Source organism: Mesorhizobium sp. IMUNJ 23232, from assembly GCF_044326205.1.
In the GTDB taxonomy this organism is placed as follows: Bacteria; Pseudomonadota; Alphaproteobacteria; order Rhizobiales; family Rhizobiaceae; genus Kumtagia.
Window position 1 is genome coordinate 34,157 of sequence record NZ_JBIRCY010000038.1, and the last position, 20,416, is coordinate 54,572.

Annotated in this window: 25 protein-coding genes and 1 pseudogene; 11 read left to right on the forward strand and 15 right to left on the reverse strand. The window is 59.7% G+C overall.

The features are described 5' to 3' along the window. Window positions 1-61 precede the first annotated feature (61 nt). From ACH196_RS24385 to ACH196_RS24400, 4 genes are all read right to left on the reverse strand, one after another. Window positions 62-367, reverse strand: coding sequence for a DUF982 domain-containing protein (locus ACH196_RS24385; protein ID WP_396649534.1), 306 nt, complete (start codon window positions 365-367; stop codon window positions 62-64). 470 nt (window positions 368-837) lie between these two features. Then, on the reverse strand, window positions 838-1,065 hold the full coding sequence (locus ACH196_RS24390) for a hypothetical protein (protein ID WP_396649535.1): 228 nt from the start codon (window positions 1,063-1,065) through the stop codon (window positions 838-840). A 68-nt stretch (window positions 1,066-1,133) separates the two neighbouring features. Continuing rightward, window positions 1,134-2,765, reverse strand: a complete 1,632-nt coding sequence (groL, locus tag ACH196_RS24395) for a chaperonin GroEL (RefSeq protein WP_396649536.1) — start codon at window positions 2,763-2,765, stop codon at window positions 1,134-1,136. Between the two features lie 55 nt (window positions 2,766-2,820). Next, a complete protein-coding gene (locus ACH196_RS24400; RefSeq protein WP_396649537.1) occupies window positions 2,821-3,135 on the reverse strand; it encodes a co-chaperone GroES in 315 nt (104 codons plus the stop codon). Window positions 3,136-3,468: 333 nt separating this feature from the next. On the opposite strand from ACH196_RS24400, the gene ACH196_RS24405 reads away from it, so the two are divergent. The 4 genes from ACH196_RS24405 to ACH196_RS24420 all read left to right on the forward strand — a co-directional run bounded on the left by ACH196_RS24405 (window position 3,469) and on the right by ACH196_RS24420 (window position 5,589). Continuing rightward, entirely contained in the window at window positions 3,469-3,813 is a 345-nt protein-coding gene (locus ACH196_RS24405; protein ID WP_396649538.1) for a hypothetical protein, read from the forward strand. Between the two features lie 21 nt (window positions 3,814-3,834). Beyond that, a complete protein-coding gene (locus tag ACH196_RS24410; protein WP_396649539.1) occupies window positions 3,835-4,113 on the forward strand; it encodes an usg protein in 279 nt (92 codons plus the stop codon). A 403-nt stretch (window positions 4,114-4,516) separates the two neighbouring features. Beyond that, a complete protein-coding gene (locus tag ACH196_RS24415) occupies window positions 4,517-4,987 on the forward strand; it encodes an Hsp20 family protein (protein WP_396649540.1) in 471 nt (156 codons plus the stop codon). Window positions 4,988-5,082: 95 nt separating this feature from the next. Beyond that, window positions 5,083-5,589, forward strand: a complete 507-nt coding sequence (locus tag ACH196_RS24420; RefSeq protein ID WP_396649541.1) for an Hsp20/alpha crystallin family protein — start codon at window positions 5,083-5,085, stop codon at window positions 5,587-5,589. Between the two features lie 98 nt (window positions 5,590-5,687). On the opposite strand, the gene ACH196_RS24425 is transcribed toward ACH196_RS24420, so the two are convergent. From ACH196_RS24425 to ACH196_RS24435, 3 genes are all read right to left on the reverse strand, one after another. Next, window positions 5,688-6,758, reverse strand: coding sequence for an AI-2E family transporter (locus tag ACH196_RS24425; RefSeq protein WP_396649570.1), 1,071 nt, complete (start codon window positions 6,756-6,758; stop codon window positions 5,688-5,690). A gap of 216 nt (window positions 6,759-6,974) precedes the next feature. Beyond that, window positions 6,975-7,781, reverse strand: a complete 807-nt coding sequence (locus ACH196_RS24430) for a transglutaminase family protein (RefSeq protein ID WP_396649542.1) — start codon at window positions 7,779-7,781, stop codon at window positions 6,975-6,977. A 67-nt stretch (window positions 7,782-7,848) separates the two neighbouring features. Further along, complete coding sequence (locus ACH196_RS24435; RefSeq protein WP_396649543.1) at window positions 7,849-8,736, reverse strand: transglutaminase N-terminal domain-containing protein; 888 nt, start codon at window positions 8,734-8,736, stop codon at window positions 7,849-7,851. A 281-nt stretch (window positions 8,737-9,017) separates the two neighbouring features. Between ACH196_RS24435 and ACH196_RS24440 the strand changes: the two genes are divergently transcribed. Then, a complete protein-coding gene (locus tag ACH196_RS24440) occupies window positions 9,018-9,869 on the forward strand; it encodes a transglutaminase N-terminal domain-containing protein (RefSeq protein WP_396649544.1) in 852 nt (283 codons plus the stop codon). On the opposite strand, the gene ACH196_RS24445 is transcribed toward ACH196_RS24440, so the two are convergent. Continuing rightward, on the reverse strand, window positions 9,859-11,100 hold the full coding sequence (locus tag ACH196_RS24445; protein ID WP_396649545.1) for a glucoamylase family protein: 1,242 nt from the start codon (window positions 11,098-11,100) through the stop codon (window positions 9,859-9,861). The two genes, ACH196_RS24440 and ACH196_RS24445, sit on opposite strands and share 11 nt — an antisense overlap. A 524-nt stretch (window positions 11,101-11,624) precedes the next feature. On the opposite strand from ACH196_RS24445, the gene ACH196_RS24450 reads away from it, so the two are divergent. The 5 genes and pseudogenes from ACH196_RS24450 (at window position 11,625) to ACH196_RS24470 (ending at window position 14,289) form a co-directional block, all read left to right on the forward strand. Further along, entirely contained in the window at window positions 11,625-12,200 is a 576-nt protein-coding gene (locus ACH196_RS24450; RefSeq protein WP_396649546.1) for a hypothetical protein, read from the forward strand. Window positions 12,201-12,320: 120 nt separating this feature from the next. Then, entirely contained in the window at window positions 12,321-12,701 is a 381-nt protein-coding gene (locus tag ACH196_RS24455; RefSeq protein ID WP_396649547.1) for a hypothetical protein, read from the forward strand. Window positions 12,702-12,886: 185 nt separating this feature from the next. Continuing rightward, a pseudogene (locus tag ACH196_RS24460) lies at window positions 12,887-13,069 on the forward strand (recombinase family protein); the annotation flags it as partial. A 26-nt stretch (window positions 13,070-13,095) separates the two neighbouring features. Then, window positions 13,096-13,395 (forward strand): phage terminase small subunit P27 family, encoded by a 300-nt coding sequence (locus ACH196_RS24465; protein ID WP_396649571.1) that lies wholly within the window; start codon window positions 13,096-13,098, stop codon window positions 13,393-13,395. A gap of 138 nt (window positions 13,396-13,533) precedes the next feature. Further along, the gene (locus tag ACH196_RS24470) at window positions 13,534-14,289 is read left to right on the forward strand and encodes a DUF421 domain-containing protein (protein ID WP_396649548.1); all 756 of its coding nucleotides are present in this window, start codon (window positions 13,534-13,536) and stop codon (window positions 14,287-14,289) included. Here the strand turns inward: ACH196_RS24470 and ACH196_RS24475 are convergent. Further along, window positions 14,255-15,268 carry a YihY/virulence factor BrkB family protein gene (locus tag ACH196_RS24475; RefSeq protein ID WP_396649549.1) on the reverse strand — a complete coding sequence of 338 codons (1,014 nt, stop codon included), beginning with the start codon at window positions 15,266-15,268 and terminating at the stop codon, window positions 14,255-14,257. The genes ACH196_RS24470 and ACH196_RS24475 overlap by 35 nt on opposite strands. A gap of 579 nt (window positions 15,269-15,847) precedes the next feature. Between ACH196_RS24475 and ACH196_RS24480 the strand changes: the two genes are divergently transcribed. After that, window positions 15,848-16,645, forward strand: coding sequence for a MipA/OmpV family protein (locus ACH196_RS24480; protein ID WP_349009510.1), 798 nt, complete (start codon window positions 15,848-15,850; stop codon window positions 16,643-16,645). Between the two features lie 228 nt (window positions 16,646-16,873). Here ACH196_RS24480 and ACH196_RS24485 read toward each other — a convergent pair whose 3' ends face one another. From ACH196_RS24485 to ACH196_RS24510, 6 genes are all read right to left on the reverse strand, one after another. Further along, window positions 16,874-17,038 carry a hypothetical protein gene (locus ACH196_RS24485; protein WP_396649550.1) on the reverse strand — a complete coding sequence of 55 codons (165 nt, stop codon included), beginning with the start codon at window positions 17,036-17,038 and terminating at the stop codon, window positions 16,874-16,876. Between the two features lie 1,186 nt (window positions 17,039-18,224). Further along, window positions 18,225-18,521 (reverse strand): DUF982 domain-containing protein, encoded by a 297-nt coding sequence (locus ACH196_RS24490; protein ID WP_349009512.1) that lies wholly within the window; start codon window positions 18,519-18,521, stop codon window positions 18,225-18,227. 72 nt (window positions 18,522-18,593) lie between these two features. Next, window positions 18,594-19,064, reverse strand: a complete 471-nt coding sequence (locus ACH196_RS24495) for a hypothetical protein (RefSeq protein WP_396649551.1) — start codon at window positions 19,062-19,064, stop codon at window positions 18,594-18,596. A gap of 75 nt (window positions 19,065-19,139) precedes the next feature. After that, window positions 19,140-19,625: an Hsp20 family protein gene (locus ACH196_RS24500; RefSeq protein ID WP_349009514.1), complete on the reverse strand. Its 486-nt coding sequence runs from the start codon at window positions 19,623-19,625 to the stop codon at window positions 19,140-19,142. A gap of 205 nt (window positions 19,626-19,830) precedes the next feature. Then, on the reverse strand, window positions 19,831-20,109 hold the full coding sequence (locus ACH196_RS24505) for a hypothetical protein (RefSeq protein ID WP_396649552.1): 279 nt from the start codon (window positions 20,107-20,109) through the stop codon (window positions 19,831-19,833). After that, on the reverse strand, window positions 20,106-20,414 hold the full coding sequence (locus ACH196_RS24510; protein ID WP_349009516.1) for a hypothetical protein: 309 nt from the start codon (window positions 20,412-20,414) through the stop codon (window positions 20,106-20,108). Before ACH196_RS24510 ends, ACH196_RS24505 begins: the two co-directional genes overlap by 4 nt. Window positions 20,415-20,416 lie beyond the last annotated feature (2 nt).

Here is a 20,416-nt window from a genome sequence, read left to right on the forward strand (position 1 = left end):
AGCATCTGATTTGCAAATGGGCCGACCGATTTGCCCACGCCGGCGGCCTAACCCCTATCGCTTAAGTCCTGGTATTTGCGCTGGGAGACGATGCTGTCGATACTGCGGGCATTAGCGCGTCCATGTCCGGAACGAGTATGTCGTTGCGGCGGGCAAAGGCGACGAACGTCGATCGCACTGTCTCCTCATCGATCTCGCCGGCAATGCCAGCCTTGCAGGCATTGAGCGCAACGGCATGGCTGCTGTTGCGGCTCGCACCAGGCCAGTCCTGCAGCAGGGCGTATGCTTCCAACACAGTCTCGATCCTTGCGGGCAATCCCATGCCGACCAGGACCGTGACGGGTTCCTCAAAGCGGATGTGTTGCATGGCTCGAAACTCCCTTCCGTTGTCCTGACGGCGGCGCGGGACGTGCGGCAGTCGCGTGCGTGGCGCGGCGTCGGTAGGCAGACTGCACGATGATGCCGTCCGGCCCCGGATACGTGATTGTAGGTGTGGCGATATCGACATCCGTCAGCTTGATCGGTGCGTTGACCGGGGTGGATTTCGGGTTGCTTAGGCTGGGTGGCGGCAGAGCCCTGTGGGCCTTGACCAGTGCCTCGAGCCAGGCTGCTATCGCAATCGGCGCGACGGCCCGTCCGTCAAGCCAGGTAGTCACCTCGCTTTCGAGACAGCCGAGTTGTTCGGCGAGGTCTGCCGCGCTCCATCTCAGAGTCTTCAGACATTCACGCAATCGTCCTGGAATCATGTCGGACCTTCGTTGCGGTTCGGTGGAGCTCGCGCGAGCTTCCACCATCGTCAATGCCGGAAAGACCTCGCCCGGAAGCGAGGCCTGCGCTTCACGATCCGCTGCTCACGGATGTCGCCGATGCCGACACGTGCTGCGCGGCGAGGAACATCAGCGTGGAAGCAGCCGTCCGGCGGCTCCAACCGGCGGATTCGGCCATGTCGATCAGTCCGTCCAGCAGCGGCTTCAGCGCGCTCCTGCACTCCGTTTCGTGGGCCAGAAACTCTTTGGCCGGATGTGTCGGAGACGGAACGCTTCCAATACCTGTCATCATATTCATGGCATCCTCCGAAGTCGGTCTGACAGACGCCCGCTCCCGATCAGGGAGCGGGCAGCTTCATCGAGATCTCAGAAGTCCATTCCGCCACCGCCCGGCATTGCAGGAACCGGCGCTTCCTTCTTCGGCTTCTCGGCCACCATCGCCTCGGTTGTGACGAGCAGACCGGCGACCGATGCCGCGTCCTGGAGGGCGGTGCGCACGACCTTGGCCGGGTCGATGACACCCTGGCTGTAGAGATCGCCGAACTCGTTGGTCTGGGCATTCCAGCCCCAGCCAAACTCGCTCTTCTCGCGCAGCTTGCCCACAATGATCGAGCCCTCGGCGCCGGCATTCTCGGCGATCTGGCGAACCGGGGTTTCGATGGCGCGGCGCACGATCTCGACACCGGTCTTCTGGTCGGGATTATCGACCTGCACCGCATCAAGAGCCTTGGCGGCCCTCAGCAACGCCACACCACCTCCCGGCAGCACACCTTCCTCGACCGCAGCGCGGGTAGCGTGCAGCGCGTCGTCGACACGATCCTTGCGTTCCTTGACCTCGACCTCGGTCGAGCCGCCGACACGGATGACGGCAACGCCACCGGCCAGCTTCGCCAATCGCTCCTGCAGTTTCTCGCGATCATAATCGGAGGTCGTCTCCTCGATCTGCGCCTTGATCTGGGCGACGCGGCCCTGGATCTCCTCCTTGCGGCCGACACCGTCAACGATGGTAGTGTTTTCCTTCTCGATCACCACCTTCTTGGCGCGGCCGAGCATCTGCAGCGTCACGTTTTCCAGCTTGATGCCGAGATCTTCCGAGATCGCCGTGCCGCCGGTGAGGATCGCGATGTCCTCCAGCATGGCCTTGCGACGGTCGCCGAAACCCGGCGCCTTGACGGCTGCCACCTTGAGTCCGCCACGGAGCCTGTTGACGACCAGCGTCGCCAGCGCCTCGCCCTCGACATCCTCGGCGATGATCAGCAGCGGCTTGCCCGACTGAACCACCGCTTCCAGCACCGGCAGCATCGCCTGCAGGTTGGAGAGCTTCTTCTCGTGGATCAGCACATAGGGCTCTTCGAGCTCGACGCGCATCTTGTCCTGGTTGGTGATGAAGTACGGGCTGAGATAGCCGCGGTCGAACTGCATGCCCTCGACCACCTCAAGTTCGGTCTCGGCGGTCTTGGCTTCCTCGACGGTGATGACACCTTCGTTGCCGACCTTTTCCATCGCCTCGGCAAGGAAGCGGCCGATCTCGGCATCGCCATTGGCCGAGATGGTGCCGACCTGGGCGATCTCGTCGTTCTTGGTCACCTTGCGGGCATTGCTCTTCAGTTCCGCGACGACAGCATCCACCGCCTTGTCGATGCCGCGCTTCAGGTCCATCGGGTTCATGCCGGAGGCCACCGCCTTGGCGCCTTCCTTGACGATAGCCTGGGCCAGCACGGTCGCGGTCGTGGTGCCGTCGCCGGCAAGATCATTGGTCTTCGACGCCACTTCGCGCACCATCTGCGCCCCCATGTTCTCGAACTTGTCCTCGAGCTCGATTTCCTTGGCGACCGTCACACCATCCTTGGTGATGCGTGGCGCGCCGAACGACTTGTCGATGACGACATTGCGGCCCTTCGGACCGAGCGTCACCTTCACCGCATTGGCGAGGATATCGACGCCGCGAAGCATCTTCTCGCGGGCTTCGGTATGGAACTTTACTTCCTTTGCAGCCATTGGATCACTCCTTCAATTAGGCAGCTTCGTTGACTGATTGACGTTCGAGAAGCCGTCAGGCGGCCTTCTTCAGCGTGGCGGTCTGTTCGATCACGCCCATCACGTCGCTTTCCTTCATGATGATGAGGTCCTCGCCGTCGAGCTTGATCTCGGTGCCGGACCATTTGCCGAACAGGATGCGATCGCCCGCCTTGACGTCGAGCGGCTGAAGCTGGCGGGCCTCGTTGCGGGCGCCTGGGCCGACGGCGATGACCTCGCCTTCCTGCGGCTTTTCCTTGGCAGTGTCGGGGATGATGATGCCGCCGGCCGTCTTTTCGTCGGCCTCGATGCGGCGGACCAGGATACGGTCATGCAATGGACGGAACGTCATGTCGTTCTCCTCATGGACAAACAGATTTTGAGGTTCCTCCGCACCCGGCCGGCAATATCGGTTCGGTGCGGGGCGCGCCGACCCCTCTCAGGCATCGCGCGAATATCGAGCTAGTTTTGGAATTTTCCGGTTTCAAGAGGTCGGCACAAAAATTTTAGCACTCGCAACTTTCAAGTGCCAACGGACTGTTATCACGCAGCTATTTCGTTCGAGCTGGAATCTTCCTGCTTGAAATTTCGCGGCGATCCAACAAAATTATCCGAGCCCGGTGCCGCCCCTGTGCAGCCGGAAACTGAACGCAATCGAGGAGTTTTTTGCAGACGGAGGACATCGATGAACCGACAGAAATTCTCGCCGATCATTCCCTCTCTCGCCCCCGAAACGTCGGACCTTTCGCTTGACCGCCTGCTTGCGCCGGCCAGGCACTTCAAGCACCCCGACGACGTGCTCAGCGAGGCCACGCTCGAACTACAGGAAAAACGCGCCATTCTGTCATCGTGGGCTTCGGACGCCTGCGCCGTGGAATCGATGCCGGCGCTGCGGCAGCCGCCAGGTGCTGAGCAGCCAATCTCCTTCGATCAGATCATGGATGCGCTGCGGCAGCTCGACAGCGATGCATCGGCGCGCCAATCCGCGTCCTGCGAGTTCTCTCACAGCTTCGACAGGCTGGATGCCTGAGGTTCGCCAAAGGAGAATCATATGGTGACGAGGGTCAGCAGGGAGTTCCGCCTGCAGATGGAAGGCTACGGCCTCACGACAGCCGAGATCCACTATCATCTTCCGGATCACCCGAGCCTGTTGCAGCTCTATGTCTGGCAGGACTACGACCTCGCGCCGGAGTTTCCCGAGTTGAAGGGTTTCCTCAGCTATTGGGAGCGTGAACTGGAGGGGGCACTACATTCGGTGCGCGTCGCGCACAATCGTCTGATCAAACCGTCCGAGTGGAAGGCGATCGAGGGCCTCATAGCGATACACTGATAGGCGCTATTGATGCTCGTCCGGATCGGGCAGTTCGACCAGCGCAGCAACGGTTCCCGGTACCGGCCGGCCTTCACCCATCAACACTCGTATTCGTGCCAAGCCGAGGCCTCTCACAGTTCCTGAACAGAAGCCCGGTCGCAAATCTCTCCGCGATTGCGGTCTCGTCGACGGGCCCGAGAACGGGTCGTCCGCCCAAAGCATCGCAGTGGCCACGCTGCCTCCGAGCGATGTTTCGCCCTGACAGTTTCCCGTTCGCTTTCAGCATCTCTTCGGGGTCTTGACGCAACAAAAAACAGTTCTCAAATCCAATTTGCCGGTCGCCAGACGGGGCCGGTACAGTCAGGGAGCGCCGGCTTCTTGGCGCTCCTCATGTCTATGTTGCTCATTGGAGGATATAGCTATGAGAACCGCATTCGACTTCTCGCCGCTCTACCGGTCGAGCATCGGCTTCGACCGGGTCTTCAACCTGCTCGAAAACGCGAGCCGGCTTCAGGCCGTCGATAACTGGCCGCCCTACGACATCGCTCGCACCGGTGAGAAATCCTATCGCATCACCATCGCGGTGGCGGGCTTTGCCGAGGGCGATCTCGACATCACACTGGAGCCGAACCTTCTGGTCGTCACCGGCGAGCGGAACGAAGAGGAAGGGGCCGAGTACCTGCACCGCGGGCTTGCGGCGCTGCGTTTCGCCCGCCGCTTCGAACTTGCCGATCACATGAGGGTCGGCGGGGCTTCGCTGGCAAACGGCCTTTTGATCATCGACCTGGTGCGTCAGGTGCCTGAGGAGATGAAGCCGCGGCGCATCGCCATAGCAGCCGGCGATGCCACGCCGACGGTCGCGCAGGTCGAGGCGAACAAGCAGGCTGCGTAAGGCGCTGCTCACCAGAGACGCGACGATTCCCGGCGCCGGTAGCATTGCCGGCGCCCAGGGTCGTTCTGCACATTGCAAGCACAAGGAGAAGACACATGACCATTCGTGATCTCATCCCGTGGGGACGGGATTCCAACCAGACACCGGCCGTTTATCGCGACAACGACCGGGATCCCTTCATGGCACTGCATCGCGAGATGAACCGGTTGTTCGACGACGTCTTCCGCGGCTTCGATACGCGGCTGCCGTCGTTCGGGGGCTTTGCCTCGCGTGGCGCCAATTGGCCAAGCGTCGAGATTTCCGACACTGAGAAGGAAATCCGCATCACGGCGGAGGTGCCCGGCTTGGAGGAGAAGGACGTCGAGGTCCTGCTCGATGACGGTGTGCTGACGCTCAAGGGTGAGAAGCGTTCGGAGACTGAGGACAAGGACCGCCAGTTCTCCGAGCGAGTTTACGGCCGGTTCGAGCGCCGCATCCCGCTCGGTTACGAGGTCGAGCAGGACGAGGTTGATGCACACTTCCGCAATGGCGTGCTGACCGTGATCTTGCCCAAAACCGCCAAGGCACAATCGCAGGCCAAGCGGATCGCAATCAAGGGCTGACGATAACAATCCAGGAGGCGGAGGCGACCAGAACGGCCGCCTCCCACATGTTTTTGGCACCGCGCTGTGCGCGGCACGCGACGTCTTCCGCGGGTAGATCAATCAACAGGAGGCTGCCTCTCGTTCTTGTCGGTCGCCTGCCATTCGAGAAACAGGCTGTATCCCACAGCTAACAGCACCGGGCCGAGGAACACCCCGATGAAGCCGAAGGCCAAAATGCCGCCGAGGAAGCCGAAGAAACTGAGTAACACGGGCAAGCTGTTCGCTTGCGTTAGGAGATAGGGCCTCAACAGGTTGTCTATGCTGCTCACCAGCAGCAGCCCCCATCCCGCGACAAAGATGCTCCAGCCAACCTCTCCCTGAAAGAACAACCACAGCGCGACAGACCCCCAGACCAGCGGAGGGGCGGCGGGCACGAAGGACAGAAGAAAGGTGATGAAGCCGAGCAGCAGGGCCTGAGGCACACCTGCTATCCAAAACCCGAGCCCGGCCAACAGTCCTTGCGCAATAGCCGTCCCGATTACACCGTAGACGACCCCGGTGACTGTTGATCCAGCAACCAAAAGCAGATGGCGTGCGCGAGTGCCACCGATCCGCTCGGAACTGCCGCGCGCAGAAGCCGCTATCTGGCGCCCGTACCGATAAAAGAAGAACGCGATGAACACGCTTAGGACCAGTTCGAGGAGTCCGACGCCCAGAACAGCACCGCTGGCTACGGCGATGTCGGTCGCGGGACGTATCAGCTTCGTCAGTTCGACGAGGAACGCCGGTGCATTGTAAGCGAGACCCTGCCAATAGAGGGCGAGACGCTCTCCTATTAAGGGGAGTTCGGCTACCCAGGCAGGCGGCGCGGGCGGTCCTTGCTCAAGAAGGCGGTTCACCGCCTGGGCTACAGTCGCCACACTATCGGCCAGTGTTGCCACCAAGATAGCAAAGGGAGCCACGACGACGGCTGCTACAAGGAGTGTCATGAGAAGCGCGGCAGGCGTCCTCCTTCCTCCCAAAAGTCCCTCGAACCAGAGGTAAATTGGCCAGGTAGAGAAGCAGAGCACAGCGGCCCAAATCAGGGCAGAGAGGAATGGCCAGAGAACAACAATGCACCCGACGCCTAGAAGCACGAGTGCGCCAATTCCTAAGATCTGCTCAACTGGTCGGTCAAATACCATTATGCGTCTTGCAGCCCCATCAGGTCTCGGCAGCCTCAAAATCCCTCCGGGAAATGCTGCCTTGAACCCAACAAACCATATGGGTTGGCTGGTTGGCACGCCACTATTTCGGTCACCGCTGGCTGACTGGGCGTCAGGCTAGAGCCGCAACGACCAGAGGGCTTCGCCCAAGGCAAGAGCGGGCGTCACGGCGATCCGCTTGCTCAAGGCGACCGCGGCTTAAGTCACTTCGTCGGTGACAACCTCGAACCTTACCAGTTGCGATTGACCAAAGCTGGTCGAAAGCGCCACGTCCGTGGCATCGCGACCGGTCGCCATCAGGATCCGCCCGATCCTCGGCTTGTTATGGCGCGCATCAAAAGTGTACCAGTTGCCACCGAGATAGGCTTGGAACCAGGCACTGAAATCCATCGGATCGGGGACGGGCGGAACGCCGATGTCGCCCAAATAGCCTGTGCAATAGCGCGCCGGAATGTTCATGCAGCGGCACAGCGTGATCGCAAGATGGGCAAAGTCGCGGCACACTCCTGTCCTGTCGGTGAAGCCGCCATAGGCGGTGCGCAATGCGTCGGCGTTCTGGTAGTTAAAGGCGATGTGGCTGTGGACGAAATCGCAGATGGCCTGTACCCGCGCCCAGCCGGGTGGAGTGTTTGAGAAGTTGGCCCAGGCGAAATAGCCGAGCCGGTCGGTGTCGCAATAGCGGCTGCCAAGCAGGAAGACGAGCACGTCGTCGGGCAGGTCCTTGATGTCGTGCTGGACAGCGTCCCACGCTACGACATCCGGCCGGCCGCTGTCATGGATAAGAAACTCTGACGAGATCTGGATTGTCCCTGCCGGTGCCGTGATGCGGGTGCAGCCGTTGCCGAAGCCATCAATGTAGCCGCGCGCTTCGACCCGAGGATCAAACTGGATGGTCGCATCGGTGAGGAGGTCCGGCCGGCGGGAAGGATGCACGTCGAGCACGAGCAGCATCTGCGTCGGTTGGGGGCATTGGTAGGCAAGCGTGAAACCGGCTCGGATCTTCATGATGCCCCTTGTTTGCTGACTCCATCAACGCCTGGAAATTCGCCCAGTTGCTTTACGATGTGATCGTTCAGGCATCGACATGTCGTTCGGTTGTTACATTGACCTGGACTGTCATTCCGAGATCGTCCGAGGCCTTTCCATAATAGCTCCCGGATAGCGGAACGGCCTGTCCAGGATCGCGCGCAACCGCCACTCTTATCAAGTCGCGGTTGCCAACGATGCCGTTCGTCGGATCGAACTCGACCCATCCGGCGCCAGGCAGATAAACTTGGCACCAGGCGTGGGTCGAGCCCCCACCCAGATTGGGCTTTCCATCGCGGCTTGACACGTAAATGTAACCGGTGACGAAACGGGCGGCGAAGCCGAGCGCGCGGACACCCTCCATCATCAGCAAGGCAAAATCCCTACACGAGCCATGTCTCGATCGCAGCGTCACGAGCGGTGGTTGCGTGCCGTGTTGGGAGCGGCGCTGGTAAGTAAAGCCTTCGTGGATCGCGTAGCATAGCGTCATCAGCAGCGCGCCGGTTTCGATGGCATTGCTCCCACTGGTGAATTGGCGGGCCCACTTATCCACGTCACCGCCATCGTCGTCGAACTGTCGTCGGATCGTGCTTTCCAGGTCCGGCAGTTCGTCTGGGGAATAGCGGAAGGGGTACAGCAATGCTTTCTCGTCGATGCGAAAATCGGGAACGGCCTGGGGTGTATGATCCAGTCGAATGCTGGTCTCGAAACGTAGCTCCTGCGCCATTTCGGACATGCTTACATGCGCCACGCAGTTGCCGAAGACGTCATGTGTCCAGCGAACGGCCTGCGGCTCAGGATCGACGTTGAGCGACACATCGAGGAGCCGCTGATCGTAACTGTCGCGCGGCCGGAACATCAGCTGGTGCTCGCCGAAGCGGACCGGTCGTCGGTAGCGATAGACCGTCAAATGGTTCACGGAAAACAACGGCATCGGAACCGAGGACTCCACAGGTCAGGAATTTCACACGCTTAATTTTAAGTCACAGACGAAGGACGGCGGTCGCTCCGATCGGTCGCATGAATAAGCATCAGTGCCCAACCACGTCACACCCTAACTCCTATGCGGGCTCTTGCCGATCTTTTTGTGCAGCGCAGCAACAATCTTGTTAGGACTGCGTTGTCCCTCGTGTACGCCGTGAGCAAACCTCGGAGCATTCGCATGAGAGTTCTATCGAGGATGACGGCGCCGCAGAAAGCTTTTCGGCGGGGCGCATGAAGCTGACCATTCGCCACAGGACGACCTACCGCTACGCGCGCCCTGTCGTGCTCCAGCCCCATCGCATGATGCTCCGTCCTCGCAGCAGCCATGACGTCGTCGTGCTGGCGAGTTCGCTTGGCTGCTCTCCTGATGCGCAACTCGACTGGACGCAGGACGTCTTCGGCAATCTGATTGCCACCGGCACGTTCGCGGAGCCGACTTCCGAACTGGTCATCACCAGCAATCTGACCGTCGAACAATTGGCCGAGGCGTGGCCAGTATTCCGAATCGCGCCCGAGGCGCATTCCTTCCCGTTTCAATATTCCCGCGATGACCTGGCCGATCTCGGCGCGTTGCACATTCCGGAACATGAAGATTCGACAGGAAGGCTGGGGGCATGGGCACGTGCCTTCGTCAGCGGCGCCTCGACCGACACGCTTTCGCTGCTGAAGGACCTCAACGCGGGCGTCCTCGGCTCCGTGGCGTATCGCGTCCGCGACGAGGAAGGCACGCAGACGCCGCTGGAAACGCTGGCGCTGGCGAGCGGCTCCTGCCGCGATATCGCTGCCCTGTTCATCGAGGCGGTACGCCATCTCGGCTTCGGCGCCCGCGCCGTCTCGGGTTATCTGTTCGATGCTGAAGCCCGCATCGATGATCCCGGTTCGACACATGCCTGGGCGGAGGTCTATCTTCCCGGCGCTGGATGGATTGCCTTCGACCCGACGCATCGCCGGCTAGGTGGAGCCAGCCTGATCCCGGTCGCGGTCGCCCGCAGCAACCGTCAGATCATGCCGATCGTCGGTGGCTATGTCGGTGCACCAGAGGACTTCGTCGCCATGGAGGTTGAGGTCAGCGTCACTCCGTAAGCATAGCCATTGCGTCTCGGCCTTGCGACAGATGCGGGCTGGTAAAACCCAGCTTGCGCAGACCGACCTGCACTTCCGGCGCATTCATGAAGAGGTTCCAGAGCAGGCCGGTCCGGAAATTCTCTATCATAATGACGATTGGGCCTTGGTTGATCGCCAGATAGGTCCGCGCGTACCAGTCACGACTTTCGCAGAAGGCATCAACGAAACCGAACCGGCCCCAGATGCGATGCTTTGGCTTGGCCAGGAAATACCGCAAGGCGCGCACCGCCTCTTCGGCTGCATAGGGAAAGCTTGAGAGGGCTGCACTCGGGGTGATCACGCCGATATCCTTACCCGGCGCATGGGCGACATAGCCTTTCGGACCGTGACTGGATGTCAGGCCCCAGCAATCCGGCCCGTATCCCGCGTGGCCGTGTGGATTGGCAACGCAATGCTCGTAATTGATGCGGGTGTGGCGAACATTCTGCTCCCAGTAGTCGGCATGGCGATCCGTCAGCCCGCGCGGGTCGAGGCCGCAGAAGGAATAATGCGCTATGAACAGCGGGCCGCCATGATCCATGCCGAGCGGCAACTCGATGCCATGGTAGCTCCGCCCATTGCGGAAACCCGGCCCCGACGCGAACCCCTGGTGATAGACCTCGGGGTCGATCGCATGATCGGGCGCACCGGCGGCGAGCACGTACGCCAGCAGGCCCTCGTTCCAGCCGGCGACTTTTCGGTTCATCGCCCACCCGTGCCTCGGACTCCAGTGCCAGTAAAGATAGTTGCCGCCGTCGCGCCTGTACCAGTCCCATTCGGCTTCACGCCAAAGCCGGTCGATACGATGACGGAGATTCCGCTCCTGAGGGGCAGCGCGGTCAAAATACTGACGGGCGCAGAGAAGCCCTTGGAACAGTAACGCCGTCTCGACCACATCGCCGCCTTCATCCTTGCGGCTGAAGGGAATAGTCTCCGCCGTGCGCCCGTTTATGAAATGCGGAAACATGCCGTGGTATCGCGGTGTCTGTTCCAGGCACGACAGCATAGTGCCGAGCCGGGCGACCGCCTCGTCGCGCGAGACCCATCCGCGCTCGACGGCGACCACGATGGCCATGATGCCGAACCCGGAACCACCAATAGCGACGAGATCGTTGTCGGGATCGCCGGTCGTTTTCTGGCGGTCACGTGCAAGGTGGCTCAGCGGATGCGCGCCCTCCCAGAAGAATCGAAACGTCTGCCTCTGGACCAAGTCGAGCTCGACATCGGCTGAGGAGAAAGACCAGGCAAAGGCATTTGTACGCGGATTTCTGGGAGGAGCAGTGAACTCGTCCGAGCGTAGGGCTCGCCACCCAAGGGAAACGTCACGGAAATAGCGATTTTGCATCTAACGTGTTGCGCCTTGTAAACCGCCGGTAACATCCAGACCGGTCGTTATTGCCTTCTCCTCCATCCCCAAGCGGCGAATCAAGGGGCGGGCGCTCGCAACACCAATCTAGGCGCTATTTCGTGAACGGAGGTGACCCGGTCCCGGTCCCATACTGCAACCTTATGCGACTAAAAACGCACAAACCGAGAACGACGGATAAAGCGCTACTAGCATTTCCGATGGCGCACTTCCAATGCGAAACTTGCAGTGCGATGACAATGGCGATGTCCGACATTCGATCCACTTTGTGCGGCGCTGAGGTAGCTCGTTCGGCTTCCCTACGGAACGGTAGGCTGCCTTTATCAAATATTGCACAAACATGGCAATTTGTGCCACGGAGCTGACCCGTGATTGACTCGAACGATGACGTATCCGATCTCTTCTCAGCTGCATCAGATGTTGCACTTCTCCAGCTACTATTGGCGGAGCTGCATGATGATCTACCGGGTCGACTCGCCCGGTATCACTACTTGATCGACCACGGGCGCTGCTTGGGGAGCGGCGGAACACTTCTCTTTGGAGGAACCGTAGCTCATACGGCGCTGACTGAAGCTCGGTCCTCATTCGTTTACGGCAATTTTGCCGCGACCATTTTACTTTGTCAGTCGCTTGCAGAAAACAATCTGGCTGGGCTTCTGCACGTGGCAGGAGAAGACCTTCCCGCGAAGGTGGGGTTTCATGAGACACTCAGGCGGTGCTTAGCTATGGGTTTTCTCTCATCGGAAGAGGTTGCTGATCTCAAACGACTGGCGGACCTCCGCAACCCTCTCTCTCACTTCCGGAATGTAAACGACCCCAACAACCTGGTGAGGCGTTCCGTCGGCGAGGGAGGATTTGCCGAAGATGTTCTTGCCCGAGATGCGCATTTTGCCATTGCAACAGCTAGCCGCCTCATGTCCAAGGCGCCCTTTCGAGTCGGGTAAATGGGCGCTGCGAAACACAAAAAAGCGCGACGCGATAGGGACCATCTTCTCAGCAAGCCCGTCTCGCGAAGGCGCTTCGATCTCTATACCCTTGGCACGCGCAGATCCCTAGCGCGCGTTATGGCAGAGGAACTTTCGTGGTGGGCAGATCTGGACGAGAAGCTTCTTGGCTTTGTCTTTCGCGACACTACGGATGACGACTATGGCTGGCAATTGCTGGCACGTGATCGCGTTGGGCGCTTTCGCTCGGTCAAACTCAAAGTCAGCCTGCGCAGCGAAGAATACGCAACTATTGGTCTGCGAAACGCCTTCGCACATGCGATACAAAATGAAAACCTTGAAGAGCTTGGTTCCCAAGGTGACGAACCGAACGAGCCGTTTGATCTTCTCAGGGTCCCAGCGGGCACTACTCCGGCCAAACTCCACCCGTATTTTCGGGAGCTGCTTGAACGGCCGGGCCGCTTCCCCGCACGGGCCGTTGTCAAGGAGATCGGGCTGTGAATCAGCACCGAACTTTGACCCCAGTCTGAAAGGCCACAAGTGCATGACTTTGCTAATGAATTCGCCCTACCTTTGGGGTCACCATCGGCGCCGATTATGAACCCGACCGTTTTTTTGATTCAGACAGGCAAATCAAAGCTCTATGCGGCCTGCATACGGGGGTCAAAGTTCGGCGCCGATTCCCATACAAGCTGCTCAACCGGGTGTACATCGGCGAGGCCGTGCACAAGGGCAGCAGCTATCCCGGTGAACATGAGGCAATCATCAGCCGGGCATTGTGGGACAAGGTCCATTCCATCCTGCAGGAGAGCCCGCGCAAGCGCGCCAGCAACACCCGGGCTCAGACCCCTGCCCTGCTCAAGGGTTTGCCGCGAGCCTGCATCTGCGCGGCATCATCGGAGACAACGATCGCGCGGTTCTTGCGGCCTACTGCCAGGCCTATGGCCGTTGGGTGGAAGCCGAGCGCAAGCTTGCCGAGACGCCGCTGTTGATCACGCTGCCCTCCGGCTACATCCAGCAGTCGCCTTGGCCGGCGATCGCCACCAAGCAACTGGAGATCATGCACAAATATGCAGCCGAACTCGGCCTCTCGCCTGTCTCGCGCAGCCGCGTCACCAAGCTGCGCTCACACGAGCAGAAGCCTTGGGAGTTCGGGACCCGGCCCGCCGATGCGTATTTGAAGCCGCGGTCTTGAGCGCTGATTGGGCTGGAATGGCTGCGGTACGTCGTTTCGTAGACCTCGGAGCGCTATCCATCGCTATCCCGGATAAGCTAAGTCTAGGCTCGGCCAAAAACACGTGGCGCCAGGCACCGGGGCTCGAAAGGTGAACGTATGGATGATCCGGTTGCGGCGTTCGATCTCCCGCGAATGTTGTTTGGAAACGAGCCCCCGCTTTTTCTTGCGGAGATCGCCGTCCGCACGATCATCATCTACGGCTACACGCTCGTTTTAATCCGTTGGATTGGCAGCAGGTCGATCGCTCAGTTATCGCTCGTCGAATTTCTGCTGGTCATCGCGCTCGGCTCCGCGGTCGGCGACGCCATGTTTTATCCAGACGTGCCCCTCGTCCACTGCATGGTGGTGATCACTGTGGTGATACTCCTCGACAAGGCTCTCAGCTACATCCTCGCACGCAATCCCCGGCTGGAGGACGTGATCGAGGGCAAAAGCATCGAGATCATTCGCGACGGTATCATCAACTGCGAAGCCCTTGAGATCTCAAATTTTGCGCACGACGAGCTGTTTGAGCAACTGCGTTTGAAAGATGTCGAGCATCTTGGGCAGGTCCGAGCCGCCTATCTGGAAACAAATGGCTCGCTGTCGGCCTTTAAATTCGCGCCACACGAACACCGACCAGGGCTGTCGATCGATCCGCCCTGGGACGTGCGAGAACCACGAAAAGTCAAAGCTGGGACAGTTGCACCAACCGGGGAAATGTTTGCGTGCGAGCGATGCGCTAACGTGAGCGCGACGGTTCGCGACAACGTCTTACCTGGTTGTCCAGTCTGCGGCGGAACGACCTGGCACTTGGCGCATCCAACGAACAGTCCGGCTATTGGGGACCGGTCCGATCGAAACGCTTCGTAATGGCTATTGCCGTCGTCAGCGCCGAGACAAATGCGATCAGCGTAACGGTGAGAAAGGGGCTACTGTTTGCACTGACCGGCGGCTGGGGAGGAATTGGATCGTCGGCGATCGAAGTCGTGATGTGCTTCAGGTCTGGCCTGGTCCCGAAGCTCGTGGCGTAGGCGCGAGTGAGTTCTGCGCCGAGAAGAAAAATCGAGGATGAGTAGAACACCCACAAGAGCAAAACAATCAAGCTGCCTGCCGCACCGTAGGACGAGGCCACTGCGCTCGTTCCGAGATACCATCCGATCAAGGACTTCCCAATGGTGAAGAGAACGGCCGTCGTCACCGCGCCGAAACGGACGTCTCTCCATGCCAGCGAACGATCAGGCAGAACTTTGTAGATCCCAGCAAAGAGCAATGCCACGAGTGACAGTGACACGATGGTGTTGACGAACGAAAGGATGACTTCGCCGAACGGCAGGCGCGAATTGATGAAGCCCCCGAGCCCCGAAATTGCAGCGCTCGCAGCGAGCGATACCAGCAGCAGAAATCCCAGCGACGCGACCAGTCCCAGGCTTGCGGCTCTGGCTCTCACTAGCCCGGACAGGCTTGTGGAAGTGGGCTCGACCTTCCAAATCTGATTAAGCGAAGACTGCATTTCCCCAAATACGCCAGATGCGCTCGCGATAAGAGTGATAAGCGCAACTGAGGCGGCAATTACTCCGCTGGTGCTGTTGGAAGCCCCCTCGATGATCGACTTGAGCAAGTCGGCAACCTGCGGACCCAGGAGACCGGTCAACTGCGCAGTTACCGCTAGTTGGGCAGCATCTCGCCCTACCGCAAGGCCGGCAACGGCAATTACGATGAGCAGAATGGGCGCAAGCGATGTGGCTGCATAGAACGCCATGGCCGCAGCATGGGTTAGCGCATTGTCGTTGATGAAGCCAACGACTGCGGTTCTCACGAGAGTCCAGACGCGACCGAGAACGAGTTTCATATGCGGCGCTTCCCTCAACCACGTTCCGGAACCGCAAAATCGCGATCTCCAAGAAAGTTGCCTGGCGGTCAGATTGTTCCTCGACGTCTTTGGCCCCGAGCACGACCACGGCAAGTAGGTCAGAAGGCGACGGTCCGAGGGGAATGCCGCTGCGCGCGGGGGTCAGAGGGTGGCGCCCGGCCACTCCAGGCTCTTTCCGTCATACCTGAGCCTCGGCTCATAGCGATCGGAAGGGAAGCACATTTGACTGGCCAGTTGCCGGCGCGGCGATATCTTGTGTGCGAACTCATCCGGAATAGGATTTTGATGACCGTCTTCTCGGTGCGGCATTCGACGTCCCATTCATCGTGCGGGATTGCCTTTAGCCGAGATATCTCTCCTTGCCCGCACCAATAACGGTCGTCAGCGGGCCAGGCGCTCGAATGTGGTGACAGACGCTGACGAGGGGTTCGGTGATAATAAGGACACAGCGACTGGCCCATGTCCTGGTCGCCTCGCCTTTCCAACCCTCCAAAGGTTGCGGCCGCTCTCCCAATGACACACTGCTAACAAACGCCTTTGCAGCGTCCGAGGTATCCAATGACCCTTCGTCTCCCCATCGCCGCATTCGCGACTTTGCTCGCAACCCAAGTTTGGTCGGCTGACTATGCCGACGATTCCGGCGCACAGAACGATATCGATCTTATTATTGAGCTTGGGTTTGGTGGCAGGGTGCAGCCTGAATATGAGGGGTCATCCGACTACGAGGTCTCCGCGTTTCCAATCATCGGAGTGGGGTACCTGAGCATTCCAGGCCTTTTTACCATCGGAAGCCTAACTCCCGAACGCGGGGGCTTATCGTTCGGCCCCTCCTTCAATTACACGTCGGATCGTGACTTCGATGGTGATTCAGACCTGTCCGGTCTGGACGATGTCGACGCAACTTTTGAGGCTGGGCTAAGGGCCAGCTATGAGTGGGCAAACGCGGAAGTATGGGGTGAAGCCCGTTATGCCTTTGGTGGGGCGGAGGGCGTGGTCGGGGAGTTTGGCGTCAACGCCGTTGCGCGTCCGACTAATGAGTTGGAATTGAAGATTGGTCCCTTCGCAACCGCTGCTTCGAGCGACTATATGGATGGCTACTTCGGCGTTTCGACGGTTGAGTCAGCCAATACCGGCTTCCGGGTCGCTGCATTCGAGCCGGATGGCGGTTTCAAGAGTTTCGGTCTTAGGGGGACCGCCAAGTATGAGTTCCGGCCAACATGGTTCCTCAATGCGGAGGCCTCGTATAGCAAACTGGTCGGCGACGCAGCCGACTCTCCAATCGTGAAATTCGGCGATGAGAACCAGTTTATGTTCGGGCTGGGAATCTCAAAGAAATTGACCCTGGACCTGTTCTAACCGCCGGCTCAAATATTGGCCTGGTCGCGCCGGCGCTTGTTGATTGGCCACTATGCCCACGAGGGGACGATGCTGGCAGTCGTCAACGGCTCTTGTTATCTCCTGACAAAGGGAGTCGCGAAAGCTGGAAGGTGAATCATCGGAAGGCCGGTTACAGCCTCAGCTAGCGCCATTTTTTAGGTTCGCTATTGCGTTTATTGAACCTAATCTTGCCCACAGAGTGCACGTCTAACTCGCCGCCCGCGCCATCGCCCGCATAATAGCCAAGTCGGCTTCCAACTTGGCGTTCTCCTCCAGCGCCCGCCGCTGCGCCCACAGAAGCGTCCGCGTAGCCCGCTCGATATCGTCGAAGTTCCAGCCCGCCCGCTGCACTCGCTCAATCAGCGCCTTCATCTCCTCTTCCAGAGCCTCCTGGCAATCAATATGCGTGTCTGGGTAAGAATTCGGACGCTTCGGCGGTTTGTCTACCATAGCCGCAGAATCTCAGCAGCACGCGTAACGCGCAATCCGGGGCCGCAGAGGAACCCAGCGCCGTTTCCGTAGTTAGAAGCAGTCGCGGTCCTTCAAGCCACTTTCCGCGACGGCGGCACCGCAAACAGCAAAGAGCCCGTCGCGTAAAACCCCAGCGCGGCGGGCTTTCCATTTTGGGAACCTTGTATCACTTCCGGTCCCCTTCCCGGACTTGACGAAGCGCCGGGATGACACGGGGTGGCCTGGCTCTTACTAATGCAGCTATTTGTGTAGGAACGTCTCTTCTTCTCCGAAGTTGAAAGTCGAACGGAGCGCACCGGCCAATGGGTCGAAAGGCGAACCTCCACAGCAAGGCGAAGGGCTATGATATTCGTTCCGGTGGCTGTTGTAGTGATTGGACTCGGCTACGTTGCATATGTGTTTGGACGCGCAGCATTGGCCGGGGGACGGAATGGCGAATGGCAGGCCGCAATCGGATGCACATTGCTTTCCGCATCTTGCTTCACTCTGATCGCCATTGCTGCCATTTTGGCACCTGCCGTAAACCAACCGACGTGTTCCATCGTCCAGGACGGGAGTGCAAATTCTGGCGAGTGCTGACGAATTGCGTCCGGGGCCAGAAAAACGCGCGGAAGCTCTGCCAGATAGCATAGGCGAGGCCAGCGCCACGGGCGGCGGCTCAATCAGAAATCCCGCCGGCGAAGAACTTGTAGAGGCCATAGAGCATCAGCAGGAGGCCTCCTGCCGTCACCCACCCGCCATCGAGAAGACTCGTGCCCAGTAGGGTGTACTCGCGATATGCGAGGCCATTGGCCAAGATATGGGCTGTCGCGGCTACGGCAGCCCCCACGAACGCAAGCCGGAATGCCGCACGCCGCGTCATTGCGACTGAGGTACGAGGAGCGCGTGCCCGGCCATCGCTAGTGCGCCAAGGTTGCCAATATAGCGATCACCCCTGCGATCAACGCACCCCACATAATGTAAGCGAGCGCAATTCTTGCATTTCGCCCAAAGTCTGGATCGGGCCGATTTCCTGCTGGGCTTAAGAGCATCGCGAATACCTCTTAGACCGCTGAGAATGACGCAGCGTGCAAGCAGTTGCAGTCGTTCACGCCATTGTTATCGTGACCGGGTCCGGGGACTTTTGAATGGCTGCACCATCCTCAAGGATGCCTGACATCTTGGCGAAGCCCTCTATCGCGGTTCGGGCGGCAGAGATGGGCACGAGGCCGTCGTGTGCGCGGCGGCACACGCGCAGAGCTACTTCGGAGGCCGTATCCCTCAGCTCGGGTGGCCATTCCTCCAGGAACTCAATTGCGTCGGCAGCATCTCGTATTTCACGCACGACGCCTGGGCCATCCGCCAGGTAGACCGGTCGATCGAAGTATCGGTTGATTTCGAGCATTACTTCCTCCGTTGGGAATCCTTCGGTGAGAGCGTGGCCGTACCCAACGACCACGCTGGCACGATCAAGTGCTTAAGCCAAAACTGGCTCCGGGACGGCGAACGCAGCGCCTCCGCCGCTTTTCGGTCGGGTGGCAGCGATAGCCGGACAAGGCGGTGGATCGTCATCATCATCGGGCCGGCGGCCGTACCGGGAGAACTTCCTCAAGTCCCAGGTCCGGCGACGCTTGAACGACCGCTGCCATAGCGGGACGCCACTCCCGCCCGCGGATCCCAGGTCGACGCGTTCATCCAGCGCCTTGAGGGCACGAAGGATGTCATCGACTTTAATGATTGAACCGTCTGGGAGCTGGCGAAGCGAAGGCACGTGGGGAACGGCGTGCATATCGGACGCCCAGGATGCCAGCACTGTACGTTTCTCCTCGCGAGTTAGGTGGCGGCTATTCAGAACGTCGTCCGGCTGGCCGAACACGTCCGAAGCGAGCGCCGGCTGTTCGTGTTGGCGATAGGTGTCGGGAAAACTGTGTAAGTCGGTCATCTCCATTCTCCGCAATCTGTAGCCTCCCGGATTCCACCGGGAGGCGGACCGCAGCGTTAAGGTGAGTTATGGCCGGCCGGGTCAGGCCGCTTTGCGCGGTTGCCTGGTGTCCTGACTGATCTGCTCGGTCTTGCCAGTGACAACCGAGGCGGCGCCCGCAGCCGACGTGATCGCGATGCGGCGTGGCTTCAGTTCCTCGGGGATTTCGCGTGCGAGGTCGATCGTGAGCAGGCCGTTGTCCAGGGAGGCTGTCGCAACCTTCACATGATCAGCGAGCTTGAACGCCTGTTTGAAGTTGCCGATAGCCAAGCCACGGTGCAGAACCTCCCGGTCACTCTCGTCCGGCTTTTTCTGACCGGTCACCGTCAGTTCGGGGCCGTGCTGAGTCAGCTCAACTTCATCTGGGCTGAAGCCGGCGACCGCCATGATGATGCGGTACTCGTTTTCGCTCTTCTTTTCGATATCGTAGGGCGGCCAATCGGTCCGCGTGCTGTTTTCAAGCATGTCGAAAAGACGGTCGAAGCCGACCGTCGAACGGAAAAGGGGGGCGTATTCAGGGCTTCTCATAGCCATATCCTCCGTAAAGCAACATGGGTTACAAGAAGCGTCGCAGCGTCTCCTGCGACGCCATTTTTGCCGAGCCGTAGCCTCGACGAAAATGAGTTAGAAACCGCCAAAAAGAGCTTCAAGAGGAAGCACGAAATAAATTTTGCGTCTAGAAACGCCGCGAAAAATAGGCTCCAACAATTCGGCTTACCAATAGGGGGCAGGTCTATCTCGCCACCCGCGCCATCGCCCGCATGATCGCCAAGTCGGCTTCCAACTTGGCGTTCTCTTCCATCGCCCGCCGCTGCGCCCAAAGTAGTGTGCGCGTCGCACGGGCGATGTCGTGGAAATTCCAGCCGCCGTATTGGGCTCGCTCGAAGAACGCTTGCAGTTCAATCTCCAGCGCCTCCTGACAATCGATGTTGCGATCAGGATATGAGTGCGGGCGCTTGGGAGGCTTCGCTACCATAAGACGAAGGTGGCCTGATCCCTGGATGTCGATCAATCGCCGAATAGGTCGCCTTGGCTATCGTCTTTCACGTCATAATAGTCGGGCGAACGCCGCGTGAGGTATTCATCTTCGAACGTCTGCCAGCGGTAATGCCACTCCTCGACCAACGGCCTCACGCGCTCCTCGAATAGGAGGTATTCATCATAGGATAGGTCGTCGAGCGGCGTGTCTCTCAGCTTCGCGACAACGGCATCTTCCGGCCGGTCGTCATTGAACTTGCCTTGGTCGACGAGCGCCCAAAGGTATTCCAGGAAGCTGTTCTGGAAATGGTTTTCGCCCGGCATCTCTTCGATGTTCACGC